Raw genomic sequence first — 24,952 nt, forward strand, 5'->3', positions numbered from 1 at the left:
GGGGCACCATGGCCGATACATTCACCATCAAGCAGGGCGATACCTCGCCCGCGCTGGCCCGTGTGCTGGAAACAGCAGCGGGGCCGATCCCGCTGGAAATTGGGGACAAGGTGACCTTCTCCATGCGCCGCCCCTATGGCGGGCCCGTGGTGGTCGATCGTCAGCCCTGCCAGATCCGGGAGGGCAGCGTGGTCGTCTTTTTCTGGCACGACCGCGACACCGCCACGCCGGGGCTGTTCGAGGCAGAGTTCGAGATCACCCGCGCGGATCGTTCGATCGAAACGGTGCCAAACTGGGATTACCTCTACGTGAACGTGGTGGGGACGGTGGCGTGACCATGCAGGGACCATCCAGAACCGACTACTGGGCGTTCTTCCGCAACGTCGCGGCAACCATCACCGCCCTGGGCATCATCACCGGCGCGATCTGGTATTGGGTGCAGCCCCGCGTCATCGACTTCCTGCGGACCGAATTGTCCTTGCCATCAAACCTGACGGTGGACATCGCCAAGATACAGGACGTGCAGACGCGACAGGCCGAAACCCAGCAGCAGCAGGCGCAGACCCTGACCGTCCAGCAGCAATCCCTGTCCGAGATCAGCCGCGCCACCGCCACGTTGACCTCGACGCTGGAAAGCACGGTTAACCGCGTGGCGATGCTGGAGGAGAGCAGCCGCCGCGACAAGACGCCCCCGGTGATGTTTGTCGAGGACGGAAACAGCATCGACAGCGGCGCGATCGGGGCCTTCGTCCGCATCCAGTTCCGCTACATCAAGTCGCGCGACTGTGGGCGTCCGAACATCGCGGTGTATTTCACGGACGGTGCGGGGATCAGTCATGCATTCCGCGAGGTCTCGACCGTGGCTGACGATGGGCGCGGTGGATCGGCCCCCGTGCGTCCCGAGGTGCAGACGACGCGCTTCATCGCCAAGATCCCGGAAAGCGCCGGGGTCACGCCGACCACGGGCACGACGTTCGCCTTGGGCTTCATGCTGATGTCGTGGCCGGGGTGTCCGGATGTGCCGGAGGTTCGGTCGCCGCGGGTGCCGTTCCAGATCACCGATTAAGCGCGTCGAAATGTCCCGCGTCCAGCGAATGGCGGATCAGCGTGCTGCTGAACCTGCTGCGCCGGACGCGGGGTGGGTGACTTACACCTAATGCGGGTTATTGTTGATTGGCCAGGCGACAGTCTGGTTCCGTCCGCTCCGTTTGGCGTGATACAGTGCAGTATCAGCACGCTGTATGAGCTCTTTTACCGGTTCGCCAAAAGTGAGATTTGCGACCCCAACACTGATCGTTATCTTGCGCTGCCCGAGCGTCTCCAGCTGGGATGCAGCAATCGCGGAGCGAATGCCTTCCGCACGTTCGAATGCCTCTGAGCTGGTCACGCCTTTCATCAAGACTGCAAACTCTTCACCACCTAGCCGCCCAAAACTGTCAGTGGGCATCAATGAAGCTCGCGTAACGTTTGCGACGTGTGTTAGTGCCTCATCGCCAATGTGATGTCCGAATGTGTCATTAATTTGTTTGAAGTGGTCGATGTCAAATAGGACCAACACCGCGCTTTGCTTTTCACAGTCGTGTCGAGCGACACCTTCCTCAAAGACATGTCGAGTTTGCGCGCCGGTCAACCTGTCAATCGACGCCGACTGTTTCAATTCAAGCTGGGAAACAATCACTTTAGCAAAGCTGCTGAGTATTGCTTTCTCACCCTCTGTGAACTCTCGAGGAGACGTATCAAACAGACATAAAGTGCCCACATTGTAGCCGTCTGGCGTGGTCAAGGGTACGCCAAGGTAGCTACGAATTTTCGCGTCCCCCGTTACTAGAGGATTATCGGAAAAGCGGATGTCTTTCTGCGCGTCCGATACGGCAAGAGGTCCGTCGCCAGTGACCGTTATACGGCAAAATGTATCTTCGCGGGGATGATCGGTACACGGTATACCTGCACTTGCCCGGATCCAGAGGCGGTGGCTGTCGATGGTAGTAATCGCTGCGATAGGTATAGAGAATATTGTTTTCAGAATTTGAACAATATCAGCGTACTCTTTCCTTGCTTGGATGTTTTCAACGTCATAACGACTTAACGCGGCGATCCTGCCGTACTCATCGTTGTGCTTTGCCACATTCAAAACATTCAAAACACTACTCCTACTAACGCGGTCATCATCGTTAAAACACGTCTACTCGCTGGGCCAGACTGCAATATCGTGAATGCGCGGTCTACTGCCGAATGATGAACAATCTATGAGACACCGCCCCGCCCCGTGCGGGGTTTTTTCATATTAGGAGACCACCATGATCCCAGTCGGGTTCAAGGGCCGCGCGTTGGCGCTGGCCGCGATCGATATTGGTCGCATCGGAAGGCGCATCAGCGTGGGTGAGGACGAAATCCGCGCCGTGATCGAGGTCGAAACCTCGGGCGGCGGGTTCGACCGGCAGGGGCGCCCCAAGATGCTGTTCGAGCCGCATGTCTTCTGGCGCGAGCTCGGCCCGGGGCAGAAGCGCACGGCGGCGGAGGGACAAGGGCTCGCCTATCCCAAATGGGGGGCGCGGCCCTATCCGGGCGACAGCTATCTGCGCTTGGCGCTGGCGATGAAGCTCGATCCCGGCGCGGCGCTGCGCTCCGCTTCCTGGGGGCTGGGGCAGATCATGGGGTTTAACCACAAGGCGGCGGGCTATGCCAATGCCGGCGATATGGTCGCGGCGTTCTGCGACATGGAGGCGCTGCATCTGGAGGCGATGGTCGCGTTCATCGTGTCCGAAGGGTTGGACGATGACCTGCGCCGCCACGACTGGTCCAGCTTCGCGCGGGGCTACAACGGGGCGGGCTATGCGCAGCATGGCTATCACACCCGCCTCGCGGCAGCCTTTGCGCGCTGGCAGGCCATTCCGGATGCGCTGGCCCCCGACTTGCCCAAGATCGGCCTCGGGGCGCGTGGCCCGGCGGTGAAGACCGCGCAACAGCGGCTGCTGGCGGCGGGGCACGATCCCCGCGGCGTCGATGGCTGTTTTGGTGTCAACACCCGCCACGCCACCATCGCATTCCAATCCGCCCACGGCCTCGTGCCGGACGGCATCATCGGGCCCAAGACCTGGGCCGTTCTCAACACGGAGATTTACGCATGAAACTTGCCACCCAACTGTCGGCGCTGCCGACGAACAAGCTGCTGACCGGATCGGCCATCGGCCCGATTGCCACCGCCGCTTGGGCGGAGGTCATGGCAACTGCCGCGCCCGCGCTGGCGGGGCCCGGGATGTCCGGTCTGATTGGCTTCATCGCCGCGATCGTGGTCGGGTATTTCGTGCCGGATCGGCTGAACGAGGAACGTTAATAATGTCCAATGCCACCGACTTTGCGCGAGGCAAATTGCGTTGACACTCAGTGGGGCGCCTTATATGGCCGTGGACTAAGTTAGTGACGCCCGCCGTCGCTTCTTCCTCAGTCACCTTCCAGGCGCGCTAACGCCGATTAGGAAGGGAAAGAACGGCAGTGGGACACAACGTGCTCCCACTGCCCAAAACGAAACCGCCAGTATGCACATACATGGACAGGCTTCGGCCAAGAACAGGATGCCATCAGCACCTCCTTCGCGAAGCCTAGGTAGGTCCTAGCCCCGGAATCCGCCGATTACGTATCCCCAAAGGACTTTCATCGACGACATAAGGTGACGACGGGCGTCGCGTCTCATTTGTAATATTGGTTTAAATCTGTCAAGCGTTCTGCAATGCTATATGAAGGTCTCGGCTGTCACCCAGAGTTCGCGCAGCCTTCGCGCCTTGAGTAGTGATCAGCAGCCAAGTAGCGAATGCAATTCGATCACGCTTTTTGCACTTTTTCAAACTTCGCAGGCATTTTTGAGAAAGGCCGATAACAATTGCCGCTGCCCCAGAATCAATACGGACCTTTGGGTCGTAGTCAGCACGTTCGCGGGCTTCCTGGAGCTGTTTGAACTCTCGCGCAACGGTCATAATTTGCGGTGGAAAATCTATCTCTCGCCGTATGGCAAGAGCACAAGCATCTACACAAGCCCGATGGCCTAACCCACGATAGACCTCTACCCATGCCATGTTTCTTCTGTTCGGAACGGGCTTTCCGACAAGAGCATCTGCGCACATTCGTGCTAGCCCATGAAATACGGCGTAGTACGCAGTGCTTACACATCGCCGAAGATCTGACTGCGAAGCCCCGTTGGCTCCACCATTTAGTAGAAGGCGAGCGGTCGCAATCAAGTCATCAGCGATACCTTGGTCAGGCATGAGCCATTGTCACGGGTTGGATGACAGGGAAAACATCTCTGAATCGGTCCCCCATCGCTTTTTGAACCTTCCCGGTCAGGCCGAAGAATTTTTCCCCGATCGCAACAGGGTCCCGGTTGGTGAAGTCTACTTCAACGGTGACCACGCATTCATACTCACCGCTCGCGCCACGCTTCATCGAGATACTGATATCACGCGCCGCAGGACCGATTTTCTTTCGGACAGCAGCCTCTATGGCAGCCCGGATATCGTTGTCGATCGCTTCAGTCATCATGTCTCATCACCCCACGAGTCTGGTGTCCCGCCACGTGCACTTCACATGCATCTTGTCTGTAAAATGGTATCTCTGTGCGGCGGTTCCATACATGCAAACACTTTGCGCGCAAATGGGCAAAAGAAACTTTAACGGTCCGCCCAGAAATTTTCGCTAGGGGCCGCGGTGGGCCCGGCGAGGATGTTCACCTCAAGCATCGGGCAAGTGTGGAGCGGTCGATATGAAAAAAGGCGGGGCAACCCCCGCCTCTCAAAGCGCTTATCGCAGAAAGTCGATGCCAACGATCGCAAGTGTAATGATCGAAAGCGCGATCGAGGTGTAGGCGATCTGTCTGTCCGTCATGGTGTCACTCCTTTGATCCCCAAGGTTTGAGTTTGGCGACGATGGCCGACATCGCAAGGGCGGTCGCGGGTTTGATGTCAATGTCTTGGCCTGCCTGTGCATCCGCCACCCATCGCTGGGCGATGTTCCGGCTCACCCCAAGGCTTCTGACAATGTCAGCCGCAAAGCGGTGTTCGGTCTGTTGCATCCAAGCCAGAAAATCTTGCGATGTCATTTTGCCCGCCCTATGTTGAGGGAAGGTCGCCAGCCCCGCTGTAACGAGGCTGGCTTCCCTCCTAGATCACCAGTGGTGGACGATGTTTGCGACTAGCACCATCGTCGTGATGATCTGGAGGATGAGGGCGATGTGTTGAACTTTCATCCCTTTTCCTCCTGTGCGGGGCGGGACCATCCCGCCCCCTCTGCACATCTTGAATATGCACCTTTATGTGCGAAAGGGCAAGGGATAATTGCACATTATAGTGCAATACTTCTAGGGCATCGGAGGGGTTTGCTTTTTGGTTCGGTGAACCTGCGTCCACCTCTGTTCCCTGCACAGACCGAGAACAGCGGTGCTGAAATCACCCTTATTTTGCGGACGCATCCCTTATTTTGTTGACGAACCTATCCCCTCCTAAGGGGCAGGTTACAGGTTCAAGTCCTGTCGGGGTCACCAGTCTGATAAAGTTCTTGTGCGTGCCATGCGTCGATCCCACAGGGAACACATGGTCGGGGCAGGTGTTGGAGTAAGTGAACCCTCGCTTGGAATACGACACATGACGGCCCCCACGATCCTGATCGCCGAAGACGAAATGATAATTGCCATGGACCTGAAGGATACGCTGGAGGGGGCGGGGTTTCAGACGGAGGGTCCCTATGCCACGATGGCGGGGGCGATGAAGGCGATCGAGGCGGCCACCCCCGCCTGTGCGATCTTGGATGTGCGGCTGATGGACGAGGATATCTATCCCCTTGCGGATGAGCTGATCCGGCGGGGGATTCCGTTCATCTTTCACACGGGTCACGGCAAGCCGACCGACATTCTGGCCCGCTATCCCGCCGCCATATTCTGCCTGAAACCCAGCCGCCCGGAATCGGTGGTCGCGGCGGTGTCGCTGGCAACCGCCGCTGCGTGACCCAAGGGGCGTGGCAGCGCCGCTGACGGCATCGGCGGCCGGAACCGGGTCACCCCCCGGGCGTTTGTCCTGGCGACAACGGAGTGTGCACGTGACGACCGATCCCGACACCACCCCCGATGTCCCCCACAACATCAAGGACACCAAGGTCGACGAGTTGGAGGAGCAACTTCCCTCCATCGCCGCCGCCGTACACCAGCTGATCCGCGAGGATGGCGAGAAGGAAATGGCGCGCGACACGCGGGCGCTGATGTGGTCGGCCATCGCCGGCGGAATCACCATGAGCACGTCCTTCCTGATGCGCGCGATCCTCGCGGCGAATGTCGGTGACAGCGGGGCGGGGTTCCTGATCACGGCGGCGGGCTATACCATGGGGTTCATCCTCGTCATCGCGGCGGGGCAGCAGTTGTTCACCGAAAACACGGTCAAGCCCGTGCTGCCGCTGATGCAGGCCCCATCCTGGCGCAATCTGGGGCGCTTGGGCCGGTTGTGGGGCGTGGTGCTGGCCGGCAATATGACCGGCGGCGCGTTGGCGGCCGCCGTCTTCGCATATCTGCCCATGTTCACTCCCGCCGTGGATGAGGAGCTCATGGCCATCGGCCATCATCTGATGGAGCAATCCGCAGCCCAGATGTTCGCCAAGGGCGTCGTGGCGGGGTGGTTGATCGCGACGCTGGTCTGGACGCTTCGCAGCTTCGAGAGGTGGTCGCTGATCATGATTTTCCTCGTCACCTATCTGATCGCCATCGGTGATTTCACCCATATCGTCGTGGGAACGATCGAAGCCGTGTATCTGATGCTCGTCGGCCATGTGGGGATCGGGCCGGCGCTGCTGCAGTTCTTCTTTCCGGTGCTGCTGGGGAACGTCATGGGCGGCACGTTCATCTTCGCGCTGCTCAGCCACGCGCAGGTGCGGGCCGACATATCCCATTGACGGGAATGGCAGGGCGATCTGCCCGGATGTGCGGGAAATTGGTCGGAGCGAGAGGATTCGAACCTCCGACCCCCTGCTCCCGAAGCAGGTGCGCTACCAGGCTGCGCTACGCTCCGACCGTGGGGTGGCAACTATCCCGTTCGGAACGCGTTTGCAAGGGGGGGATTCACGGCCGCTGCTGTTTCTGCCAGCGCATGACGATGCCGGGGCGGGGCATGACGCCCTCGGGGCGCCAACGCGACCGCAGGACGGGTTTGGTGGACGACACGTTGTCCTCGCGCAGGACGATGTAAAGGCCCGAGGCGATGATCACCGCCGCCCCCAGAAGGGTGGTGGTCTGCACGCCTTCGTCGAAGAACAGAAACCCGAACAGGGCCGCCCAGATGATCTGGCTGTATTGCATTGGGGCGACGATGACCGCCTCGCCCATGCGATAGGCGCCGATGGTCAGCAACATCGCGGCAAAGGCGCAGATCGACATGACCCCGATCAGGCCCAGATGCGCAAGGGGCATGGGGACATAGACGAAGGGCAGCGCGCAGGCCATCAGGATGAAGTTCGCCATCATGGGATACACGAGCAGGACCACGCTCCGCTCCTCCCGCCCGATCTTGCGCACGATGATCGACGACAGCGACCCCGCGATGGCCGAGATCAGCGCCGCCAGATGCCCCAGGGTCAGGTCCGCGCTGCCCGGCTGTATCACGATCATCACGCCGATCAGACCGGCGACGATCGCGCCGCCGCGGTGGATCCCCACACGCTCCCCGAGCACGGGGATCGCCAGCAGCGTGATCAGCAGGGGCGTCGCGAACAGGATGGCATAGGTCTGCGCCAGCGGCAGGACGGTGAAGGCATAGAACGCCGTCACCCCCGCCACCACCGCCGCGATGGTCCGCGTCAGCGTCCACCACGGATGGCGCGGGATTAGATTGCCGTCGGTGCGGTCGCGCATCAGCATGATGGTGACCATGGGCATCCCGAAACAGACCGAGAAGAAGACGATCTGCATCGGGTTGTAGGACCCGCCCAGAAACTTCACCACCGTGTCATGGGTGGAATAGATCAGGAATGCGCCCAAGGCGGTCAGCGCCGCGCGCAGGTTGTGTCGTCCGTCCATCTCAGGTCCTTGCCGTATCGTGCCCGCCAAACTGAACCGTCGGGGGCGAATGACAAGGGCGTCAGCCCTTCAGCGCCGCCAGAATCGCGTCGCCCATCTGGCTGGTCGTCATCGGGTTGCCGCCCTCGGGGCCCATCAGGTCGGACGTGCGATGGCCTTGGGCCAGAACCGTCTCCACCGCGCGTTCCAGCCGTGTGGCCATGTCGCCCATGTCGAAGGAATACCGCAGGGCCATGGCGAAGGACAGGATCGTGGCGATGGGGTTGGCGCGGGCCTGACCCGCGATGTCGGGAGCCGACCCGTGCACGGGTTCATACAGCGCCTTCGGCCGCCCGTTCGCCATGGGCGCACCCAGGCTGGCCGAGGGCAGCATCCCCAGGCTGCCGGTCAGCATCGCCGCCGCATCGGACAGAAGATCGCCGAACAGGTTGTCGGTCACGATGACGTCGAACTGTTTGGGATTGCGCACCAACTGCATCAGCCCGTTGTCGGCATACATGTGGGACAGGGCGACATCGGGATATTCGTTCTTGTGCACCCAGGTCACTTCCTCGCGCCACAGGACGCCCGATTCCATGACATTGGCCTTTTCCATCGAACAGACGCGGTTGCCGCGGCGGCGGGCCAGCTCGAACGCCGACCGCGCGATGCGGCGGATTTCGGCCGTGGTGTAGCGTTGGGTGTTGATCCCCACGCGGTCGTCGCCCGTCCCCTCGATCCCGCGCGGTTCGCCGAAATAGACGCCGGAGGTCAGTTCGCGCACGATCATGATATCAAGCCCCGCGACCACGTCGCGCTTCAGGCTGGAGAAATCGGCCAGCGCGTCGAAGCATTGTGCAGGGCGCAGGTTGGCATAGAGGTCCATCTCCTTGCGGATGCGCAAGAGACCCGCCTCGGGGCGCTTGGCATAGTCCACCCCGTCGTATTTCGGGCTGCCGACCGCGCCCAGAAGCACCGCGTCCACGGCCTGCGCACGGGCCAGCGTCTCATCCGCCAGCGGCACGCCGAACGCGTCATAGGATGCGCCGCCGATCAGCCCCTCGCTTACGTCGAAGGGGGTGCCTTGCGTGCCAAGCCAGTCGATGATCTTGCGCACCTCGGCCATGACTTCGGGGCCGATGCCGTCGCCGGGCAGGATGAGAAGGGATGGATTGGCCATGAACGCCTCCTGTCTTTGGTTGCGAATGGCGTAGCGGGCAGGGCCACAGGGGTCAAGCGCGGGACTTGCCCGGTGGGGGACGAACCTCTATCTCCAATCCATGAAGCGCTTTATCCCATTCCTGTCCGACCGGCCTCTGGTCCCCGTCATCCGCCTGCATGGCACCATTTCGGCGGGGGGGCGCGGTCTGTCCGACGCCGGGCTGGCCCCGATGATCGAACGGGCCTTCCGCAAGGGAAAGCCCGTCGCCGTGGCGGTGGTGGTGAATTCCCCCGGTGGGTCGCCCGCGCAATCCAGCCTGATCGCCGCCCGTATCCGGCGGCTGGCCGATGAAAAATCGCTGCGGGTGCATGTGTTCGTCGAAGATGCGGCGGCCTCGGGCGGGTATTGGCTGGCCTGTGCGGGCGATGACATCTGGGTCGATCAAAGCTCGCTCGTCGGATCCATCGGGGTCATCTTCTCCAGCTTCGGCTTTCCCGAATTCATGGCCCGCCACGGCATCGAACGGCGCGTGCACACCGCGGGCACGTCGAAAAGCCTGGCCGATCCCTTCCTGCCGGAAAAGCCGCAGGACGTGGCACGGCTGAAGGCCATTCAGGCCCCGATCCATGATGCGTTCATCGCCCACGTCAAATCCCGGCGCGGCGCCCGGCTGGCCGAGGCCGACATCTTCAACGCCGACATCTGGGTGGGCCAGCAGGCGGTCGATCTGGGCCTGGCCGACGGGGTGGCGCATCTGGTGCCGAAGATGAAGGAACTCTATGGCCCGGACGTCCATCTGGCGCCCCATTCCCCCAGGCGCGGGCTGATGCAGCGGCTGGGTCTGCGGGCGATGGCCGATGTCATGGCCGGGGTCGAGGATCGGGCCGCCTGGGCCCGGCTGGGGTTGTAGGATGCTGATAAAGATCGCCATCCTGTTCCTTGCCGCCATCGTCCTGATCAGCCTGCTGGGCCTCTTTCGCGGCAAACGCTAGGAAAGTTGTGCCCCGTCAGGGGCATGGCGTCGCACGGGCGTTACTTTGGCCCCCGACGGCCGGCATCGCCGCATATTCCAAAATAATAATGTTTTATTTCAGCTGCTTGAATATGTGTCTAAAAATTGGGCAAAATGAATGGGGGCCCATGAAACAAGGCAAATCGCACCGCTCAGTGATTTTTTGCCCAAGTTTATCCACAGAAACGGTGGATGCCTTTTATCTTGCCAAGGCCGGACGGTCGGTGCAGCGGCAGGGAATCGGTCAACAGAGGTTCGGAACGTGACGGAGAAGGCGGTTCAAACGGGGCCACAGGTCATTCAGGGCTATCTGAAGACGCTAGACGCCTCGCCCGGTGTCTATCGGATGCTGGATGCGCAAAATCAGGTTTTGTATGTCGGCAAGGCGCGGAACCTGAAGATGCGGGTGTCGAACTATGCCCGCGCCACCGGCCATTCGGGGCGCATCGCGCGGATGATCCGCGAAACCGCCAGCATGATGTTCCTGACCACGCGGACCGAGACCGAGGCCCTGCTCTTGGAGCAGAACCTGATCAAGCAGCTCAAGCCCCGCTACAACGTGCTGCTGCGCGACGACAAGTCGTTTCCCGACATCCTGATCGCCAAGGATCACGCCTTCCCCATGATCCGCAAGCATCGGGGCAAGCGCGGCAAGGACGGCAGCTATTTCGGGCCCTTTGCCAGCGCGGGCGCGGTGAACCGGACGCTGAACCAGTTGCAGCGGGTCTTCCTGCTGCGCACCTGTTCGGATTCGGTGTTCGAGGGGCGGACCCGGCCCTGCCTTCTGTTCCAGATCAAGCGCTGTTCCGCCCCCTGCGTGGGAAAGGTGGATGCGGCGGAATACGGCGCGTTGATCGCGGATGCGGAGCTGTTCCTCAAGGGTCGGTCCACGCGCGTTCAGGCCGATCTTGCGCGCGACATGGCCCGCGCGTCCGAGGAGATGGAGTTCGAACGCGCCGCCGCCCTGCGTGACCGGATCAAGGCCCTGACGCAGGTGCAGCAGGGGCAGTCCATCAACCCGCAGGGCGTGGCGGAGGCGGATGTGATCGCCCTGCATATGGAGGGCGGGCAGGCCTGTGTGCAGGTGTTCTTCATCCGCGCCAACCAAAGCTGGGGCAACCGCGACTTCTATCCCAAAACCGCCGGGGCCGACGCGCCCGAGGTGCTGGAGGCCTTCCTGACGCAGTTCTATGACGACAAGGAGCCGCCCCGCATGGTGCTTCTGTCGCATGAGGTGGAGAATCCCGATCTGGTGCGCGCCGTCCTGACCGAACGGGCAGGACGCAAGGTGGCGGTGGGCGTGCCGCAGCGGGGGGAAAAGGCGGTGCTGGTGGCCAACGCCGTCCGCAACGCCCGCGAAAGCCTCGCCCGCCGCATGTCCGAAAGCGCCACGCAGACCAAGCTGTTGGAAGGCGTGGCCGAGGCGTTCGGATTGGACGCCCCGCCCGCGCGGATCGAGGTCTATGACAACTCGCATATTCAGGGCACGAACGCGGTGGGCGGGATGATCGTGGCCGGCCCCGAAGGCTTCATCAAAAGCCAGTATCGCAAGTTCAACATCAAAAGTGCCGCCGGGGCCAACAGCGACGACTTCGGCATGATGACCGAGGTTCTGACCCGCCGGTTCGAACGTTTGCTGAAGGAAGATCCCGACCGTCAGTCCGATGCGTGGCCCGATCTTCTGCTGATCGACGGCGGCGCGGGGCAGGTCAGCGCCGTGCGCGCCGTCATGGCCGAACTGGGTGTGGAGGACATTCCCATGGTCGGCGTGGCCAAGGGCATCGACCGCGACGCCGGCAAGGAGGAGTTCCACCGCACCGGCCAGCGCCCCTTCGCCCTGCAACGCAACGACCCGGTCCTCTATTTCATCCAGCGTCTGCGGGACGAGGCGCACCGTTGGGCCATCGGCGCGCACCGCACCAAGCGGGCCAAGGCCGTCAGCGCAACCCCTTTGGACGACATTCCGGGCGTGGGGGCCGCCCGCAAGCGCGCGCTGCTGGCGCATTTCGGCTCGGCCAAGGCCGTCGCCCGCGCGGGGATCGAAGATCTGCGGGCCGTGGGCGGCATTTCCGCGCAGATGGCGCAGAACGTCCACGATTTCTTTCATCCGCAGGGCTGAAACCGGACCATCCGTCGCATATCTGTTGTGCAACGAACCCTTTCTGCGGGTGGGGGGATAGGATAAGGCCAAAGCATGACGTGGAATCTGCCGAACATCCTGACGGTCCTGCGCCTGCTGGCGGCCCCCGGCGTGGCGCTGATGTTTCTTTACTTCCATCGGCCCTGGGCCGACTGGGCGGCGCTGACCCTGTTCGTGGGCGCGGCGGTCACCGACTGGTTCGATGGCTATCTTGCGCGTCTGTGGAAACAGGAATCGAATTTCGGCCGGATGCTGGACCCGATCGCCGACAAGGCGATGGTGGTGATCGCGCTGGTGGTCATCACCGGATATTCCGGCATGAACCCGTGGCTGATCCTGCCCGTGACCGTCATCCTGTTCCGTGAGGTGTTCGTGTCCGGCCTGCGCGAGTTTCTGGGGGCCCGCGCCGGTCTGTTGCGGGTGACGAAACTGGCGAAGTGGAAGACGACCGCGCAGATGGTGGCGATCGCCGTGCTGTTTCTGGGCACGGGGCTGGAATACATGGAAGGCATCGCCCGGCAGGGAATGACGCCCGAAGCCTATGCCGACGCCATGGCCAGCGGGCTGTCGGATCCCATCCGCACCTGCGGCGCGATCAGTTGTTCCACCACGGCCACGCAGATCGGGCTGGTGCTGATCTGGATCGCCGCCGTGCTGACCGCGATCACGGGCTGGGACTATTTCCAGAAATCCCGCCCCTATCTGAAGGACGAGGAATGATCGACATCCTCTATTTCGCCTGGCTGCGCGAACGGATCGGCCTGCCGAAAGAACGGGTGGAGACATCCGCCCCCACCGTCGCCGCCTTGGTCGAGGAATTGCGCGCCCGGAGCGATCATCACGCGCTGGCCCTGTCCGACCTGCGCGCCGTGCGCGTCGCGGTGGATCAGGAACTGACCGATTTCGACGCCCCCCTGACCGGCGCGCGCGAGGTGGCGTTCTTTCCGCCCATGACCGGCGGATGAGCGTCCCGTCACCCCATGTCCGCGTCCAGACCGAAGGCTTCGACGCGGGTGCGGAGCTGAACGCCTTTTCCCAAGGCCAGCCCTCCGGTGCCGTCGTGTCCTTTACCGGGATCGTCCGCGACAGCGGCGGCCTTCAGGCGATGGAGATCGAACATTACCCCGGCATGACCGAACGCGCCTTGTCCGCGATGGCGGATGAGGCGATCCGTCGCTTCACGCTGGACGCGGCGCTGGTCATCCACCGCCATGGACGGCTGGGTGTCGGAGAGGTCATCATGATGGTCGCCACCGCCAGCCGCCACCGCGCGCAGGCGTTCCAGGGGGCCGAGTTCCTCATGGATTACCTGAAATCCCGCGCGCCCTTCTGGAAGAAGGAAATCGCGGCGGAGGGTGCGGCCTGGGTCGCGGCGCGCCAGACGGATGAGGATGCGCTGACCCGCTGGTGACCTATCCCGCCAGCCCGTTGCGCCAGACGGGTTGCAGATCCCCCTCGCGCGGGGTCGCCTCATAGATGGCGCGGGCGATGGCGCGGATCAGGGCGCAGGCGGCGGCGTGGCCCAGAAGGAACATCTCCTCGTCCCGCACCGGCTTGGCGCCCGTGGCGGCGGCAAACACCAGATCCCCGTCATATTGCGTATGCGCGGGCACGATGCCGCGCGCGATGCCGTCCTGCGCCGCAATGGCCATGCGCTGCGCCTGCGCCTGCGTCAGGTCGGCATCGGTGGCGACGATGGCAAGGGTCGTGGCCTCGCCCTGCCGTTTCAGGGCCACGGGCTCCTCCTCTCCCACCAGAACCGCCGGCAGGCCGACCGATCCGAATTCGGCGTCGATTTCCCACGGGGCGGCCCAGAACCGGCGGCTTTCGCCCGCCGTCACCGACCCCACCGCATTCACCGCCACCAGCGCGCCCACCGTGATCCCGTTCTTCAGCACGCAGGACGCCGATCCGACACCCCCCTTCCACCGGGCGGTCATCGCGCCGAATCCGGCCCCCGCCGTGCCCAGATCGAACGTCTCGGCCGCCGCGTCGAACGCGGTCCGCCCCAGCGCTCGGTAGGGGTTGGCGTCCCACGCCTTGTCGCCCCCGTTGGCCAGATCGAACAGGATCGCCCCCGGCACGATCGGCACGCGCGCATCCCCCACGGCAAGGCCGCGTCCCGCCGCGCGCAGCCCGTCCGTCACCCCCGAACAGGCATCAAGGCCAAAGGCCGACCCGCCCGACAGCACCAGCGCATCCACCTTCTGCACAAGGCGGGACGGGTCCAGAAGGTCCGTCTCACGCGTGCCGGGGGCACCGCCCATGACCGACACGGCGGCGGTGAACGGGTGGTCGGCCGTCAGGACCGTGGTGCCCGACCGCAGAGTTTCGTCCTGCGCCTGACCGACGCGCAGCCCTGCGACATCGGTGATCAGATTGCGTGGTCCCTGTATCATGGCAGCCCCCTGGTATGTCCCGTGGGGTCCATCCCCGAATCGCGCCATCCTAGCCAAGATGCCGCAGGGGTAAAGGCACCCCGAGTTGACATGGCCCCCCGTTCGCGAAACATGGGGCGATCTTCGGAGGACCCCCTTGCGTTTCAACCGCCTGCGTCTGAACGGCTTCAAAAGCTTCGTCGACCCCACGGATATGCTGATCCGGGAGGGGCTGACGGGCGTGGTCGGGCCGAACGGGTGCGGCAAGTCGAACCTGCTGGAGGCGCTGCGCTGGGTCATGGGCGAAAACCGCCCCACCGCGATGCGCGGCGCGGGAATGGAGGATGTGATTTTCGCGGGCACGTCCAGCCGTGGGGCCCGGAACTTTGCCGAGGTGGCGCTGGTCATCGACAATGCGGACCGTCTGGCCCCGGCGGGGTTCAACGACCAGGATCAGATCGAGATCATCCGTCGCATCACCCGGGATGCGGGGTCGGCCTACAAGGTCAACACGCGCGATGTGCGGGCCAAGGACGTGCAGATGCTGTTCGCCGACGCCTCCACCGGGGCGCACAGCCCGGCGCTGGTGCGGCAGGGGCAAATCTCCGAACTCATCAACGCCAAGCCCCGCGCGCGGCGGCGGATACTGGAGGAGGCTGCGGGGATCTCCGGCCTTTACGCCCGCCGCCACGACGCCGAATTGCGGCTGACGGCGACCGAGGCGAACCTGACCCGCGTGGCCGATGTCGTGGAAGGGCTGGCGGGGCAGCTTCAGGTTCTGGCGCGGCAGGCGAAACAGGCCCAACGCTACCGCGAGATCGGCGAGGCGCTGCGCCGGGCCGAGGGGGCGCTTCTGTGGCGCCGGTGGAACGAGGCGGATCACGCGCGGCAGGAGGCCGAGGCCGGTCTGCGCGCCGCCGCCCAGGCCGCCGCGACGGCAGAGCGCGAGGCCGGGGCCGCCGCCACGGCGCGCGAAGGCGCCGAAGCGGCCCTTGCGCCCGCACGGGACGAAGACGCCATCGCCAGCGCCCTGTTCGCGCGGCTGGAGGCCGAGGGCGTCACTCTGGCCGACCGCGAGGGGCGGGCGCTGGCCGCCATCGACGCGTTGCGCCAACGTCTGGATCAACTGTCCCGCGACGCCGCGCGCGAAGAGGCGTTGACACGTGACGCCACCGACAGTTTGGAGCGGCTGGAGGCCGAGGCCGAGGTTCTGGCCGCCGCCGCTGACGGGCAGGACGACGCGCTGGAGGAGGCGGTGGAGGCGTCGGAAATCGCCGCTGAACGTCTGGCGGACGAGGAACTGGCCCACACCGCCCGCACCGAGGATGTGGCCCGCCTGTCGGCCCGCGACCAGTCCGCCCGCCGCCTGCTGGCCGACACCCGCGCCGCGCTGGAGCGGACCGAGGCCGCCGCCGTCCGCGCGGGGGCCGAGGCCGACACGGCGGCCGCCGATCAGGCGGGGCTGGCCGACGCCCTGACCAAAGCCGAAGACATGCTGGCCGAGGCGCGCGAGGCGGCGGAGGCCGCCGAAGAGGCGCTGGCCACCGCCGAGGACACCCGCGCCACCGCGCAGGAGGCGGAGGCCGAGGCCCGCGCCGCCCGGTCGGCGGCGGCGTCCGAGGCCGGGGCGCTGGCGGCGGAGGTGGCGGCCCTGACCCGCCTGATCGACCGCGACACCGAAGGGGGCCAGCCGCTTCTGGACCGCCTGCGGGTGGCGGAGGGGTATGAGGCGGCGCTGGGCGCGGCGCTGGCCGACGATCTGCGGGCCGAGGAGGGGCCGAGCGGCTGGATCGCCCTGCCCGATTACGACGCGCCGGACGTCCCGGACGGGGCCGTGCCCTTGTCGGATCATGTCACCGCCCCGCCGGTTCTGACCCGCCGTCTGGGCCGGATCGGGATCGTTCCGCGCGATGCGGGCGCGGCGCGGCAGGCCGCCCTGCGCCCCGGCCAGCGGCTGGTCAGCCTTGAGGGCGATCTCTGGCGCTGGGACGGGTTTCGTGTCGGGGGGGACGAGGCCCCCTCCGCCGCCGCGCTGCGGTTGCGCCAGAAGAACCGGCTGGCCCATCTGACCGAGGAGCTGGAGGGTGCCGAGGCGCGGTCAACCGCCGCGCATACCGCCCATGCGGCGGCGGACAGCGCCCTGATCCGCGCCACGCAGGACGATCAGACAGCGCGCGAGATGCGCCGCGCCGCCGATGCCCGCGTGGCGGAGGCCAGCCGCGCCGCCTCGCGCGCCGAGGCCGACCGGTCCATCGCGGCGGGCCGTGTGGAAACCGCCCGCGCCACCGCCCGCCGTCATGCCGACGAATCCCGCGCCGCCCGCCTGCGGCTGACCGAGGCGGAGGGCCAGCAGGTGCCCGAGGGCGACCTCGCCGCCGCCCGTGCCGCCGTCGAGCAGGGCCGCATGGCGGTGGAGGGCGCGCGGATCGCCATGCTGTCCCGCCGCGCCGCGTTGGACGACCTGCGCCGCGAGGGCGAGGCCCGCCGCCGCCGCCGCGACGAGGTGGCGCGCGAGCTGGCGGGCTGGCGGCAGCGGTCCGATACGGCGGGGCGGCGCAAGGCCGAACTCGCCGACCGCCACGCCGCCACCGCACAGGAGTTGGAGGAGGCGACCGCCGCCCCCGAGGAGCTGGCCGAGCTGCGCGAGGGGCTGGCCGAGCGGCTGGAGGAGGCCGGGGCCCGCCGGAACGCCGCCCGCGCCGCCCTGACTGCCGCCGAAACCACCGCCCGCACCGCGCAGGAGGCCGAGCGCGACACCGCCCGTCACGCCGCCGACGCCCGCGAGGCCCGCGCCCGCACCGAAGCCCTGCGCGATGCGGCCCGCGACGCCACGGACGCCGCCGCCCTGCGGATTGCCGAGGAGACCGACCGCTCGCCCGAGGCGCTTCTGGCGACGCTGGGCGATCCCGCCGCCTTCGGCCCCGCCGCGCAGTTGGAGGACGACGTTGCCCGCCTGCGCCGCCAGCGCGACGCCCTGGGCGCGGTGAACCTGCGCGCCGAGGAGGATGCCCGCGCCCTGACCGAGGAGCATGACACCCTCGCCGCCGAAAAGGCCGATCTGGAGGAGGCGATCAAGGCCCTGCGCGCCGGGATCGGCGGCCTGAACCGGGAGGGGCGCGAACGGCTTCTGGCTGCCTTCACCGAGGTCAATGCCAGCTTCGGAACGTTGTTCACCCATCTGTTCGGCGGGGGCGAGGCGCGGCTGGTCATGGTGGAATCCGACGATCCGCTGGATGCGGGGCTGGAGATCATGTGCCAGCCGCCGGGCAAGAAGCTGTCCACCCTGTCGCTTTTGTCGGGGGGCGAGCAGACGCTGACCGCCATGGCGCTGATCTTTGCCGTCTTTCTGGCCAACCCCGCGCCGATCTGCGTGCTGGACGAGGTGGATGCGCCGCTGGACGACGCCAACGTCACCCGCTTCTGCGATCTGCTGGACGAGATGACGCGCCGGACCGACACGCGGTTCCTGATCATCACCCACCACGCGGTGACGATGGCGCGGATGGACCGGCTGTTCGGGGTGACGATGGTGGAACAGGGCGTCAGCCAACTGGTCAGCGTGGACCTGAAGAAGGCCGAGGCGCTGGTCGCCTAGACCTTGCGGATCACGTCGCCCAGACGAACCTCGCCATCCTGTTCGATGGAACAGAGGATGCCGCGCAGGCGCAGGTGGGGATGGGCCACGACCCAATCCTTGGCGTCCGCCCCGTAACGCACCTTCCATTTCACGCAGGCGTCGTTGAAGGCGTCCGACACCCGCACCACCGCCGTGCCCAGATGCAGCAGCGTGCCCACGGGCAGGTTCGCCTCGGTCATGTCCAGATCGGCGATGACCGGATCGCCCGGATGCAGGCCGCCCCCGCAGACCAGATCGCGGATGCGGGCGGGCAGGATCGACACCTGAATGCGCGGATCGGGCGACCCATCGGCCAGCCGCATCCACGGGGCCTTGGTCCACCGTTCGCCCGGAATGCCGCCCGCCCGGGTCAGGGTCAGGCGGTCGGGAAAGGTGCGCTGCCCGTAATCCGGGCGAAAGCACAGGCAGGTGACGGGGGCCGCGTCCTTGGGCGCGTCCAGAATGTGGGGCAGGGCGGCGTCAAGGTCGGCGCGTGGAATCATGGGATGTCCTTTTCATGGCGGGCCAGATCAAGATCGACCGTCATCAAAAGCCCGCACGCGCGCAAGATCCGCCGCCGCCAGCCGGATGGATTCTGCACCGCGTCATAGAACGGCGCAACCCGCGCCGGATCGGACAGAACCGCCACCAGCGCCGCATTGCCGCCATAGGCCCCGCGCGCCAGCCGGAAGGGAAGGCGGCCCTGCCACGCCGAACGGTCATCGGCGTGAAAATGCAGCAGCGGCAGGTCGGGGGCGAAGGGAATCCCCTTGATCCGCGCGCCGTTCAGGAACCCGCCATGCAGGCGCGGCTCCATCCCTGGCACGCCGGTGCGGAAGAACGATTTGCCGATATGATGGCTGAGCGCGCCGCGCTGCAACGTCTGCGCATGGGGGCCGAAGGCGATCCGGCGCATCAACCAGCGGCGGCGCAGCGGGGCGCGGAACTCCCGCCCGCCTTCCAGCGCCTCCCACGGGCGAAGGGGCAGAAGGGGGGTGGCCGTTTCGGCCAGAACCTCGCCCACCGGGCGCAGGGGATGGAGGAATTCGTCCACGTCCAGATGGGCGATCCAAGGCAACGGCGCCTGCGCATACAGACGCTGCATGTTGCGGGCCTGCCGGTTCTGATGCCGGTCGGGGCGCCGCGCCCCCCACCAGCGGGCATCGCAGCGCTGGACCGTCACGCGCGGATGGGACAGGGCGAAGGGGTCGTCGGGGTCGTCCAGATGCAGCCAGATATGGTCCGCGCCAAGGGACAGATGGTGGCCGACAAAGGCGCGCAGCGCTTTGGGCGGGGCCTTGGCGGTGGTGCAGATCCCCCACGTCATGTCAGGCCCTTTTGCCGGTGCGACCATGGGAACAATAGACAGGGTTCGGCTCTTTCCTCAATGTGGATTCGCGGAAGGTATGGGGGGATGACATGCTGGAATTTCTGACCGAGGAATTGCGCGAGGGTCTGCGTTCGGCGCGGCGCACACGTCAGCGGGGCAGCCGCCTGCACATCCAGTTGGGCGACACGGTGTTTCCGCTGCGCCGAATGTGGGGCACGGGCCTGTCGGTGGACGCCGCGCGTCTGGAGCATCTGCGCGGGCTGGTCGACATCTATGACGGGCCGCGCCATGTCGGGCATTGCCTGATCGTCGCCTCCACCGTCGAAGGCGACGAGTTGATCTGCGAGTTCAAGTCGTTCCAGCCGGTGTATGAGGTGCCGCCCGTCGATTATGAACGGGCGGATTCCGCTGTGCGCGGATATCTGACCGCGCGTTGATCACTGCAGGTCGGCGAAGGCGTCGCGCAGGCGTTGCGCGGCGTTTTCGATATTGGCCCGCGTGGTGGCGATGTTGAACCGCAGGAAGTGTTCGCCGCCTTCACCGAAGGTGATGCCGTGGCTGGCGGCGATGCCCCCCTGCTTTTCCACCCGCGTCAGGATTTCGTCCTGGGTCATGCCGGTGCCCGAGAAATCGACCCAGGACAGATACGTCGCCTCCAGCGGCATCGACCGGACGCCGGGAATGGCGTTGACGGCGGCGTCGAACATGCGCCGGTTTTCGTCCAGATAGGCCATCAGCTCGTCCAGCCACGCCGCCCCTTCGGGACTGTAGGCGGCGGTGGCCATCCGAAGCCCGAAGCTGTTGGGCGAGATGCCAAGCGCCGCCAGCCGCCCGGCGAACCGGGCGCGCAGGGTCGGATCGGGAATGATGACGTTGCCGGTATGGCTGCCCGCAATGTTGAACGTCTTTGTGGTGGCGGTCATCATCACCAGCCGGTCGACGATGTCGGGCGCGGCCAGGGGCATCGGGACATGGCGCTGACCGGGGAAGACCAGATCGTGATGAATTTCGTCCGACACGAGGATCAGGTCGTGGCGAACGCAGAAATCGGCGACCGCGCGCAGCTCCTCCGCCGTCCAGACCCGCCCGCCGGGGTTGTGCGGCGAACACAGGATCAGCATCCGCTCCGCCCCCGTCATCTGCGCGTCCCACGCGTCGATATCCATGACATAGCGGCCATCGACCTGCGCCAGCGGGCAGGAGACGACCTTGCGCCCGGCCGTTTTGATCACGCGGGCGAAGGCGTGATAGACGGGGGTCATCAGGACCACCCCGTCGCCCGGCTGGGTGAAGGCGTCGATGCACAGGCCCGTGCCGTTCACCAGACCATGCGTGGTGAAGATCGCGTCCGCGTCCACCTCCCACCCGTGACGGGTGCGCATCCACCAGCGGATCGCCTCCAGATAGGGCCGGTCATCGCCGAAATAGCCGTAGACACCATGGGCGGCCATCGCCTCCACCTCGGCCTGCACGGCGGCCGGGGGGCGGAAATCCATGTCGGCCACCCACATGGGCAGGCCCTGCCCCTTGGGCACGTCATACAGCGTTTCCATCATGTCCCATTTGACGGAATGGGTGCCGATCCGGTCGATGGCCTCGTCGAAGTTCATCTGCTGCCTCCTGCAATCGCGGGGCAGGTTAGCGTGGGGGAAGAGGAAGGGGAAGGATTGCGTGGGGGCCGCGCTTGGCCTACATCTCGCGCATGATACGTCCGATCCTGATCCATCCCGATCCGCGCCTGAAAAAGATGTGCGATCCCGTCACCGACATCACGCCCGAGATCCGCGATCTGGCGCGCGACATGCTGGAGACGATGTATGACGCGCCGGGGGTGGGGCTGGCCGGTCCGCAGGTGGGGGCCATGCTGCGGATCCTGACCATGGACTGTTCCAAGGATGCCGAGACGGAGCCGCAGCCGATGGTGCTGCTGAACCCCAAGATCACCTGGGCGTCGGAGGATCTGAGCACCTATGAGGAAGGGTGCCTGTCGATCCCCGAGCAATATGCCGAGGTGGAGCGCCCCGCGCGGGTGCGCGCCCGTTGGCTGGATCTGGACGGGACGGAGCGCGAGCAGGAGTTCGACGGCCTTTGGGCCACCTGCCTGCAACACGAGATCGACCATCTGGATGGAAAACTGTTCATCGATTATCTGGGCCCGCTGAAACGGCAGATGATCACCCGCAAGATGCAGAAGCTGAAACGCGAACGCGCGCGGGACGGGGCATGATCCGCCCGTTCCTGCGCTGGCCCGACGCGCGCCTGCGCACCCCCGCCGCCCCGGTGGAGGCGATCACCGACGACATTCGCGCGATCTGGCGCGACATGGTGGAAACGATGGACGCCATGCCCGGCGTGGGTCTGGCCGCGCCCCAGATCGGGGTGATGCTGCGGCTGGCCGTGGTCGATTGTTCCGATGATCGTGGGCAGGCGATCCTTCTGGCCAACCCGGAGGTGCTGCACGCCTCGGTCCAGCCCCGCAGCCATGACGAGGCGAGCCCCAACCTGCCCGGCGTGCACGCCACCATCGACCGCCCGCGTGCGGTGACGGTGCGGTTCCTGAACGATCAGGGCGCGGTGGAGGAGCGGGATTTCGTCCATCTCTGGGCGACCTCGGTCCAGCATCAGATCGACCATCTGAACGGGCGGATGTATTTCGACCGCCTGTCGCCGCTGAAACGCAAGATGCTGATCGCGCGGGCGCAGAAACTGAACCGGAGGTAGGGGTATGCGGGTCATCTTCATGGGCACGCCCGAGTTTTCGGTGGCCGCGCTGGAGGCCGTCCATGCGGTGCATGAGGTGGTCTGCGTCTATACCCAGCCCCCGCGCCCCGCCGGACGGGGCAAGCAGCCGCGCCCCGGCCCGGTTCACGCCCGCGCGCTGGATCTGGGGCTGGAGGTGCGGCATCCGACATCGCTGAAATCGCCGGAGGCTTGGGCCGAGTTCGCCGCCTGGGATGCGGATGTGGCGGTCGTGGTGGCCTATGGCCTGATTCTGCCGCAGGCGGTGCTGGACGCCCCTCGTCTGGGCTGTCTGAACATCCACGCCTCGCTTTTGCCGCGCTGGCGGGGGGCGGCGCCGATTCACCGCGCGATTCTTGCCGGGGATGCGGAAACGGGCATCTGCATCATGCAGATGGATGCGGGGCTGGACACCGGGCCGGTGATCCTGCGCGAGGCGACGCCCATCGGTGCCGAGGAAACGACCGCCCAGTTGCATGATCGCCTGTCCGACATGGGCGCGCGGATGATCGTGACGGCTTTGGCGGGCGATCTGGCGGCCACGCCGCAACCTGCGGACGGCGTCACCTATGCCGCCAAGATCGACAAGGCCGAGGCGCGGATCGACTGGACCCGCCCGGCGGTCGAGGTGGATCGCCAGATCCGCGCCTTGTCGCCCTTTCCGGGCGCATGGGCCATGGCGGGGGGCGAGCGGGTGAAGATGCTGGCCAGCCGCGTGGTGCCGGGGGACGGCCCGCCGGGGGTGCATCTGGGCGATCTGGTCATCGCCTGCGGCACGGGGGCGGTCGCGATCTCATCGGCCCAGCGCGAGGGGAAGCGGCCGCAGACCCCGTCCGACCTTCTGCGCGGCTTCGATCTGCGGGTCCCGCTGACCTAAGCCCCGGCCTTCTTCTTGAACGGGGCCATCCCTTCGCGCGCCAGTTCGTCCGCCCGTTCGTTTTCGGCATGGCCCGCATGGCCCTTGATCCAGCGCCATTCGACGGTATGGCGGGCCTGCGCTGTATCCAGCCTTTCCCACAGATCGGCATTCTTCACCGGTTTGCGGTCGGCGGTTTTCCATCCGTTGCGCTTCCAGCCGTGAATCCAGCTGGTCACGCCGTTCCTGACGTAGTTGGAATCGGTCACGACAACCAGAGCCGACGGGCGGCTCAGCGCATCAAGGGCCGAGATCGCCGCCAGAAGTTCCATGCGGTTGTTGGTGGTCAGGGCCTCGCCCCCGCACAGGGTGCGTTCCTTCAGGACGGTATCCCCGTCCTTGGCCAGCATCAGGACACCCCAGCCCCCCGGGCCGGGATTTCCACTGCAGGCACCATCGGTATAGGCGTATAGATCAGGCATGACGGCGGGCTAACCCAACGCCCCGCGCCATGCAAGCGGCTTAGCGGCGGCGGGTGGCGGCCACGCGCACGCGGGCGGGTTCGGGGCGAACCGCAAGGGCCAGAGCCAGAAGCGACATTGCAGCGATCACAAGAACCATACGTGAAAACTCCTCCGTAGAAACATGAGCGTTTCACCGCGCGCGGGGATTGTCAAACGCTGTCTTGCACCGGTTCGCGCAACACGCGGGGCACCTTGAATTCCACGCGCTCCTTGACGGTTTCCACCAGTTCGACCGAGGTGTCGAATCGCGCGCGGAACGCGTCCACCACCTCGTTCACCAGCACCTCCGGGGCGGAGGCGCCGGCGGTGATGCCGACGGAGCCGATCCCTTCCAGCGCGCGCCAGTCGATATCCTCGGCCCGCTGGACCAGCTGGGCATAGGCGCAGCCCGCGGCGCGCCCCACTTCCACCAGCCGTTTGGAATTGGACGAATTGGGTGCGCCGATCACCAGAAGCGCGTCGATCCGCCCCGCGATCGCCTTGACCGACATCTGGCGGTTGGTGGTCGCGTAACAGATGTCTTCCTTGTGCGGGCCGACGATGGCGGGAAACCGCGCCTGCAACGCCTGCACGATCAGGACGGTGTCATCGACCGACAGGGTGGTCTGGGTGATGAAGGCCAGGCGTTCGGGGTCGCGGACCTCAAGCCCCGCCACATCCTCGGGCGTTTCGACCAGCAGAACTTCGCCGGGCGGAAGTTGCCCCATGGTGCCGATGGTTTCGGGATGGCCCGCATGGCCGATCATCACCATCTGGAGGCCGTCCGCGTGGTGACGCTCCGCTTCGATATGCACCTTGCTGACCAGAGGGCAGGTCGCGTCGACAAAGACCATCTCGCGCCGCGCCGCTTCGGCCGGGACGGCCTTGGGCACACCATGTGCCGAAAAGATCACCGGGCGGTCGCCCGGCACGTCGTCCAGCTCCTCCACGAAGATCGCCCCCTGATCTTTCAGCGAATCGACCACGAACTTATTGTGGACGATTTCGTGCCGGACATAGACGGGCGCACCCCATTTCTGCAGCGCCAGTTCCACGATCTTGATCGCGCGGTCCACGCCCGCGCAGAACCCGCGCGGCGCGGCCAGATACAGCATCAAAGGGGGCAGGGACATGCGGCTTGCCTTCTTGCGTGACGTGACAGAGGTAAGGTCTGGTGGGGCCGAGGTCCAGCC

At 65.5% G+C, this 24,952-nt stretch carries 28 protein-coding genes and 1 tRNA gene; 16 read left to right on the forward strand and 13 right to left on the reverse strand.

Annotated features, from left to right (window positions below; genetic code table 11):
• Positions 1-8 precede the first annotated feature (8 nt).
• Both MU449_RS01125 and MU449_RS01130 read left to right on the forward strand, forming a co-directional pair.
• The gene (locus MU449_RS01125) at positions 9-335 is read left to right on the forward strand and encodes a hypothetical protein (protein ID WP_244736157.1); all 327 of its coding nucleotides are present in this window, start codon (positions 9-11) and stop codon (positions 333-335) included.
• Positions 332-1,066, forward strand: coding sequence for a hypothetical protein (locus MU449_RS01130; RefSeq protein WP_244736158.1), 735 nt, complete (start codon positions 332-334; stop codon positions 1,064-1,066). Before MU449_RS01125 ends, MU449_RS01130 begins: the two co-directional genes overlap by 4 nt.
• A gap of 87 nt (positions 1,067-1,153) precedes the next feature.
• Here MU449_RS01130 and MU449_RS01135 read toward each other — a convergent pair whose 3' ends face one another.
• Positions 1,154-2,125 (reverse strand): sensor domain-containing diguanylate cyclase, encoded by a 972-nt coding sequence (locus MU449_RS01135; protein ID WP_244736160.1) that lies wholly within the window; start codon positions 2,123-2,125, stop codon positions 1,154-1,156.
• 172 nt (positions 2,126-2,297) lie between these two features.
• Between MU449_RS01135 and MU449_RS01140 the strand changes: the two genes are divergently transcribed.
• On the forward strand, positions 2,298-3,128 hold the full coding sequence (locus tag MU449_RS01140) for an N-acetylmuramidase domain-containing protein (RefSeq protein WP_244736161.1): 831 nt from the start codon (positions 2,298-2,300) through the stop codon (positions 3,126-3,128).
• Positions 3,125-3,334: a hypothetical protein gene (locus MU449_RS01145; RefSeq protein ID WP_244736163.1), complete on the forward strand. Its 210-nt coding sequence runs from the start codon at positions 3,125-3,127 to the stop codon at positions 3,332-3,334. The genes MU449_RS01140 and MU449_RS01145 overlap by 4 nt, the downstream gene beginning before the upstream one ends.
• Positions 3,335-3,713: 379 nt before the next feature.
• Here the strand turns inward: MU449_RS01145 and MU449_RS01150 are convergent, their stop codons facing one another.
• The 3 genes from MU449_RS01150 to MU449_RS01160 form a co-directional block, all read right to left on the reverse strand.
• Positions 3,714-4,070, reverse strand: coding sequence for a hypothetical protein (locus MU449_RS01150; RefSeq protein WP_244736164.1), 357 nt, complete (start codon positions 4,068-4,070; stop codon positions 3,714-3,716).
• 181 nt (positions 4,071-4,251) lie between these two features.
• Positions 4,252-4,533, reverse strand: coding sequence for a hypothetical protein (locus tag MU449_RS01155; protein WP_244736165.1), 282 nt, complete (start codon positions 4,531-4,533; stop codon positions 4,252-4,254).
• A 346-nt stretch (positions 4,534-4,879) separates the two neighbouring features.
• Complete coding sequence (locus MU449_RS01160) at positions 4,880-5,089, reverse strand: hypothetical protein (protein WP_244736167.1); 210 nt, start codon at positions 5,087-5,089, stop codon at positions 4,880-4,882.
• A gap of 541 nt (positions 5,090-5,630) precedes the next feature.
• Between MU449_RS01160 and MU449_RS01165 the strand changes: the two genes are divergently transcribed.
• Both MU449_RS01165 and MU449_RS01170 read left to right on the forward strand, forming a co-directional pair.
• Positions 5,631-5,990 carry a response regulator gene (locus MU449_RS01165; protein WP_244736168.1) on the forward strand — a complete coding sequence of 120 codons (360 nt, stop codon included), beginning with the start codon at positions 5,631-5,633 and terminating at the stop codon, positions 5,988-5,990.
• Positions 5,991-6,081: 91 nt separating this feature from the next.
• The gene (locus MU449_RS01170; RefSeq protein WP_244736170.1) at positions 6,082-6,924 is read left to right on the forward strand and encodes a formate/nitrite transporter family protein; all 843 of its coding nucleotides are present in this window, start codon (positions 6,082-6,084) and stop codon (positions 6,922-6,924) included.
• Positions 6,925-6,963: 39 nt separating this feature from the next.
• Here the strand turns inward: MU449_RS01170 and MU449_RS01175 are convergent.
• From MU449_RS01175 to leuB, 3 genes are all read right to left on the reverse strand, one after another.
• Positions 6,964-7,040, reverse strand: a tRNA-Pro gene (locus MU449_RS01175).
• A 50-nt stretch (positions 7,041-7,090) separates the two neighbouring features.
• Complete coding sequence (locus tag MU449_RS01180; protein ID WP_244736171.1) at positions 7,091-8,044, reverse strand: DMT family transporter; 954 nt, start codon at positions 8,042-8,044, stop codon at positions 7,091-7,093.
• Between the two features lie 61 nt (positions 8,045-8,105).
• Positions 8,106-9,203 carry a 3-isopropylmalate dehydrogenase gene (leuB, locus tag MU449_RS01185; protein ID WP_244736172.1) on the reverse strand — a complete coding sequence of 366 codons (1,098 nt, stop codon included), beginning with the start codon at positions 9,201-9,203 and terminating at the stop codon, positions 8,106-8,108.
• Between the two features lie 100 nt (positions 9,204-9,303).
• Here leuB and MU449_RS01190 point away from each other — a divergent pair, with 100 nt between their 5' ends.
• From MU449_RS01190 to MU449_RS01210, 5 genes are all read left to right on the forward strand, one after another.
• A complete protein-coding gene (locus tag MU449_RS01190) occupies positions 9,304-10,095 on the forward strand; it encodes a S49 family peptidase (protein ID WP_244736174.1) in 792 nt (263 codons plus the stop codon).
• A 364-nt stretch (positions 10,096-10,459) separates the two neighbouring features.
• Positions 10,460-12,316 carry an excinuclease ABC subunit UvrC gene (gene uvrC, locus MU449_RS01195; protein WP_342345628.1) on the forward strand — a complete coding sequence of 619 codons (1,857 nt, stop codon included), beginning with the start codon at positions 10,460-10,462 and terminating at the stop codon, positions 12,314-12,316.
• Between the two features lie 75 nt (positions 12,317-12,391).
• Positions 12,392-13,057, forward strand: coding sequence for a CDP-diacylglycerol--glycerol-3-phosphate 3-phosphatidyltransferase (pgsA, locus tag MU449_RS01200; RefSeq protein ID WP_244736175.1), 666 nt, complete (start codon positions 12,392-12,394; stop codon positions 13,055-13,057).
• On the forward strand, positions 13,054-13,302 hold the full coding sequence (gene moaD / locus MU449_RS01205) for a molybdopterin converting factor subunit 1 (protein ID WP_244736176.1): 249 nt from the start codon (positions 13,054-13,056) through the stop codon (positions 13,300-13,302). Before pgsA ends, moaD begins: the two co-directional genes overlap by 4 nt.
• Positions 13,299-13,748, forward strand: a complete 450-nt coding sequence (locus MU449_RS01210; protein ID WP_244736177.1) for a molybdenum cofactor biosynthesis protein MoaE — start codon at positions 13,299-13,301, stop codon at positions 13,746-13,748. Before moaD ends, MU449_RS01210 begins: the two co-directional genes overlap by 4 nt.
• 1 nt (position 13,749) lies before the next feature.
• Here MU449_RS01210 and MU449_RS01215 read toward each other — a convergent pair whose 3' ends face one another.
• A complete protein-coding gene (locus MU449_RS01215) occupies positions 13,750-14,736 on the reverse strand; it encodes a P1 family peptidase (RefSeq protein ID WP_244736178.1) in 987 nt (328 codons plus the stop codon).
• Positions 14,737-14,872: 136 nt separating this feature from the next.
• Between MU449_RS01215 and MU449_RS01220 the strand changes: the two genes are divergently transcribed.
• A complete protein-coding gene (locus MU449_RS01220) occupies positions 14,873-18,310 on the forward strand; it encodes a chromosome segregation SMC family protein (protein WP_244736179.1) in 3,438 nt (1,145 codons plus the stop codon).
• On the opposite strand, the gene MU449_RS01225 is transcribed toward MU449_RS01220, so the two are convergent.
• Positions 18,307-18,834 (reverse strand): MOSC domain-containing protein, encoded by a 528-nt coding sequence (locus MU449_RS01225; protein WP_244736180.1) that lies wholly within the window; start codon positions 18,832-18,834, stop codon positions 18,307-18,309. The two genes, MU449_RS01220 and MU449_RS01225, sit on opposite strands and share 4 nt — an antisense overlap.
• Positions 18,831-19,658 carry a glycosyltransferase family 2 protein gene (locus tag MU449_RS01230; protein WP_244736181.1) on the reverse strand — a complete coding sequence of 276 codons (828 nt, stop codon included), beginning with the start codon at positions 19,656-19,658 and terminating at the stop codon, positions 18,831-18,833. Before MU449_RS01230 ends, MU449_RS01225 begins: the two co-directional genes overlap by 4 nt.
• A 92-nt stretch (positions 19,659-19,750) precedes the next feature.
• Between MU449_RS01230 and MU449_RS01235 the strand changes: the two genes are divergently transcribed.
• Complete coding sequence (locus MU449_RS01235) at positions 19,751-20,098, forward strand: hypothetical protein (protein WP_244736182.1); 348 nt, start codon at positions 19,751-19,753, stop codon at positions 20,096-20,098.
• Here MU449_RS01235 and MU449_RS01240 read toward each other — a convergent pair whose 3' ends face one another.
• The gene (locus MU449_RS01240) at positions 20,099-21,271 is read right to left on the reverse strand and encodes a MalY/PatB family protein (protein ID WP_244736183.1); all 1,173 of its coding nucleotides are present in this window, start codon (positions 21,269-21,271) and stop codon (positions 20,099-20,101) included. It lies immediately after the preceding gene.
• A 92-nt stretch (positions 21,272-21,363) separates the two neighbouring features.
• Between MU449_RS01240 and def (MU449_RS01245) the strand changes: the two genes are divergently transcribed.
• Genes def (MU449_RS01245) through fmt form a run of 3 tightly spaced genes read left to right on the forward strand, consistent with a single transcriptional unit; the run spans position 21,364 to position 23,277 of the window.
• The gene (def, locus tag MU449_RS01245; protein WP_244738902.1) at positions 21,364-21,888 is read left to right on the forward strand and encodes a peptide deformylase; all 525 of its coding nucleotides are present in this window, start codon (positions 21,364-21,366) and stop codon (positions 21,886-21,888) included.
• Positions 21,885-22,382, forward strand: a complete 498-nt coding sequence (gene def, locus MU449_RS01250) for a peptide deformylase (RefSeq protein WP_244736184.1) — start codon at positions 21,885-21,887, stop codon at positions 22,380-22,382. The genes def (MU449_RS01245) and def (MU449_RS01250) overlap by 4 nt, the downstream gene beginning before the upstream one ends.
• A gap of 4 nt (positions 22,383-22,386) precedes the next feature.
• Positions 22,387-23,277, forward strand: a complete 891-nt coding sequence (gene fmt / locus MU449_RS01255; RefSeq protein ID WP_244736185.1) for a methionyl-tRNA formyltransferase — start codon at positions 22,387-22,389, stop codon at positions 23,275-23,277.
• On the opposite strand, the gene rnhA is transcribed toward fmt, so the two are convergent.
• Together rnhA and ispH are read right to left on the reverse strand one after the other, a co-directional pair.
• Positions 23,274-23,738 (reverse strand): ribonuclease HI, encoded by a 465-nt coding sequence (gene rnhA / locus MU449_RS01260; protein WP_244736186.1) that lies wholly within the window; start codon positions 23,736-23,738, stop codon positions 23,274-23,276. The genes fmt and rnhA overlap by 4 nt on opposite strands.
• 191 nt (positions 23,739-23,929) lie before the next feature.
• On the reverse strand, positions 23,930-24,892 hold the full coding sequence (ispH, locus tag MU449_RS01265) for a 4-hydroxy-3-methylbut-2-enyl diphosphate reductase (RefSeq protein WP_244736187.1): 963 nt from the start codon (positions 24,890-24,892) through the stop codon (positions 23,930-23,932).
• Between the last annotated feature and the right edge of the window lie 60 nt (positions 24,893-24,952).

Source organism: Falsirhodobacter halotolerans (assembly GCF_022899245.1).
In the GTDB taxonomy this organism is placed as follows: domain Bacteria; phylum Pseudomonadota; class Alphaproteobacteria; order Rhodobacterales; family Rhodobacteraceae; genus Falsirhodobacter; species Falsirhodobacter halotolerans.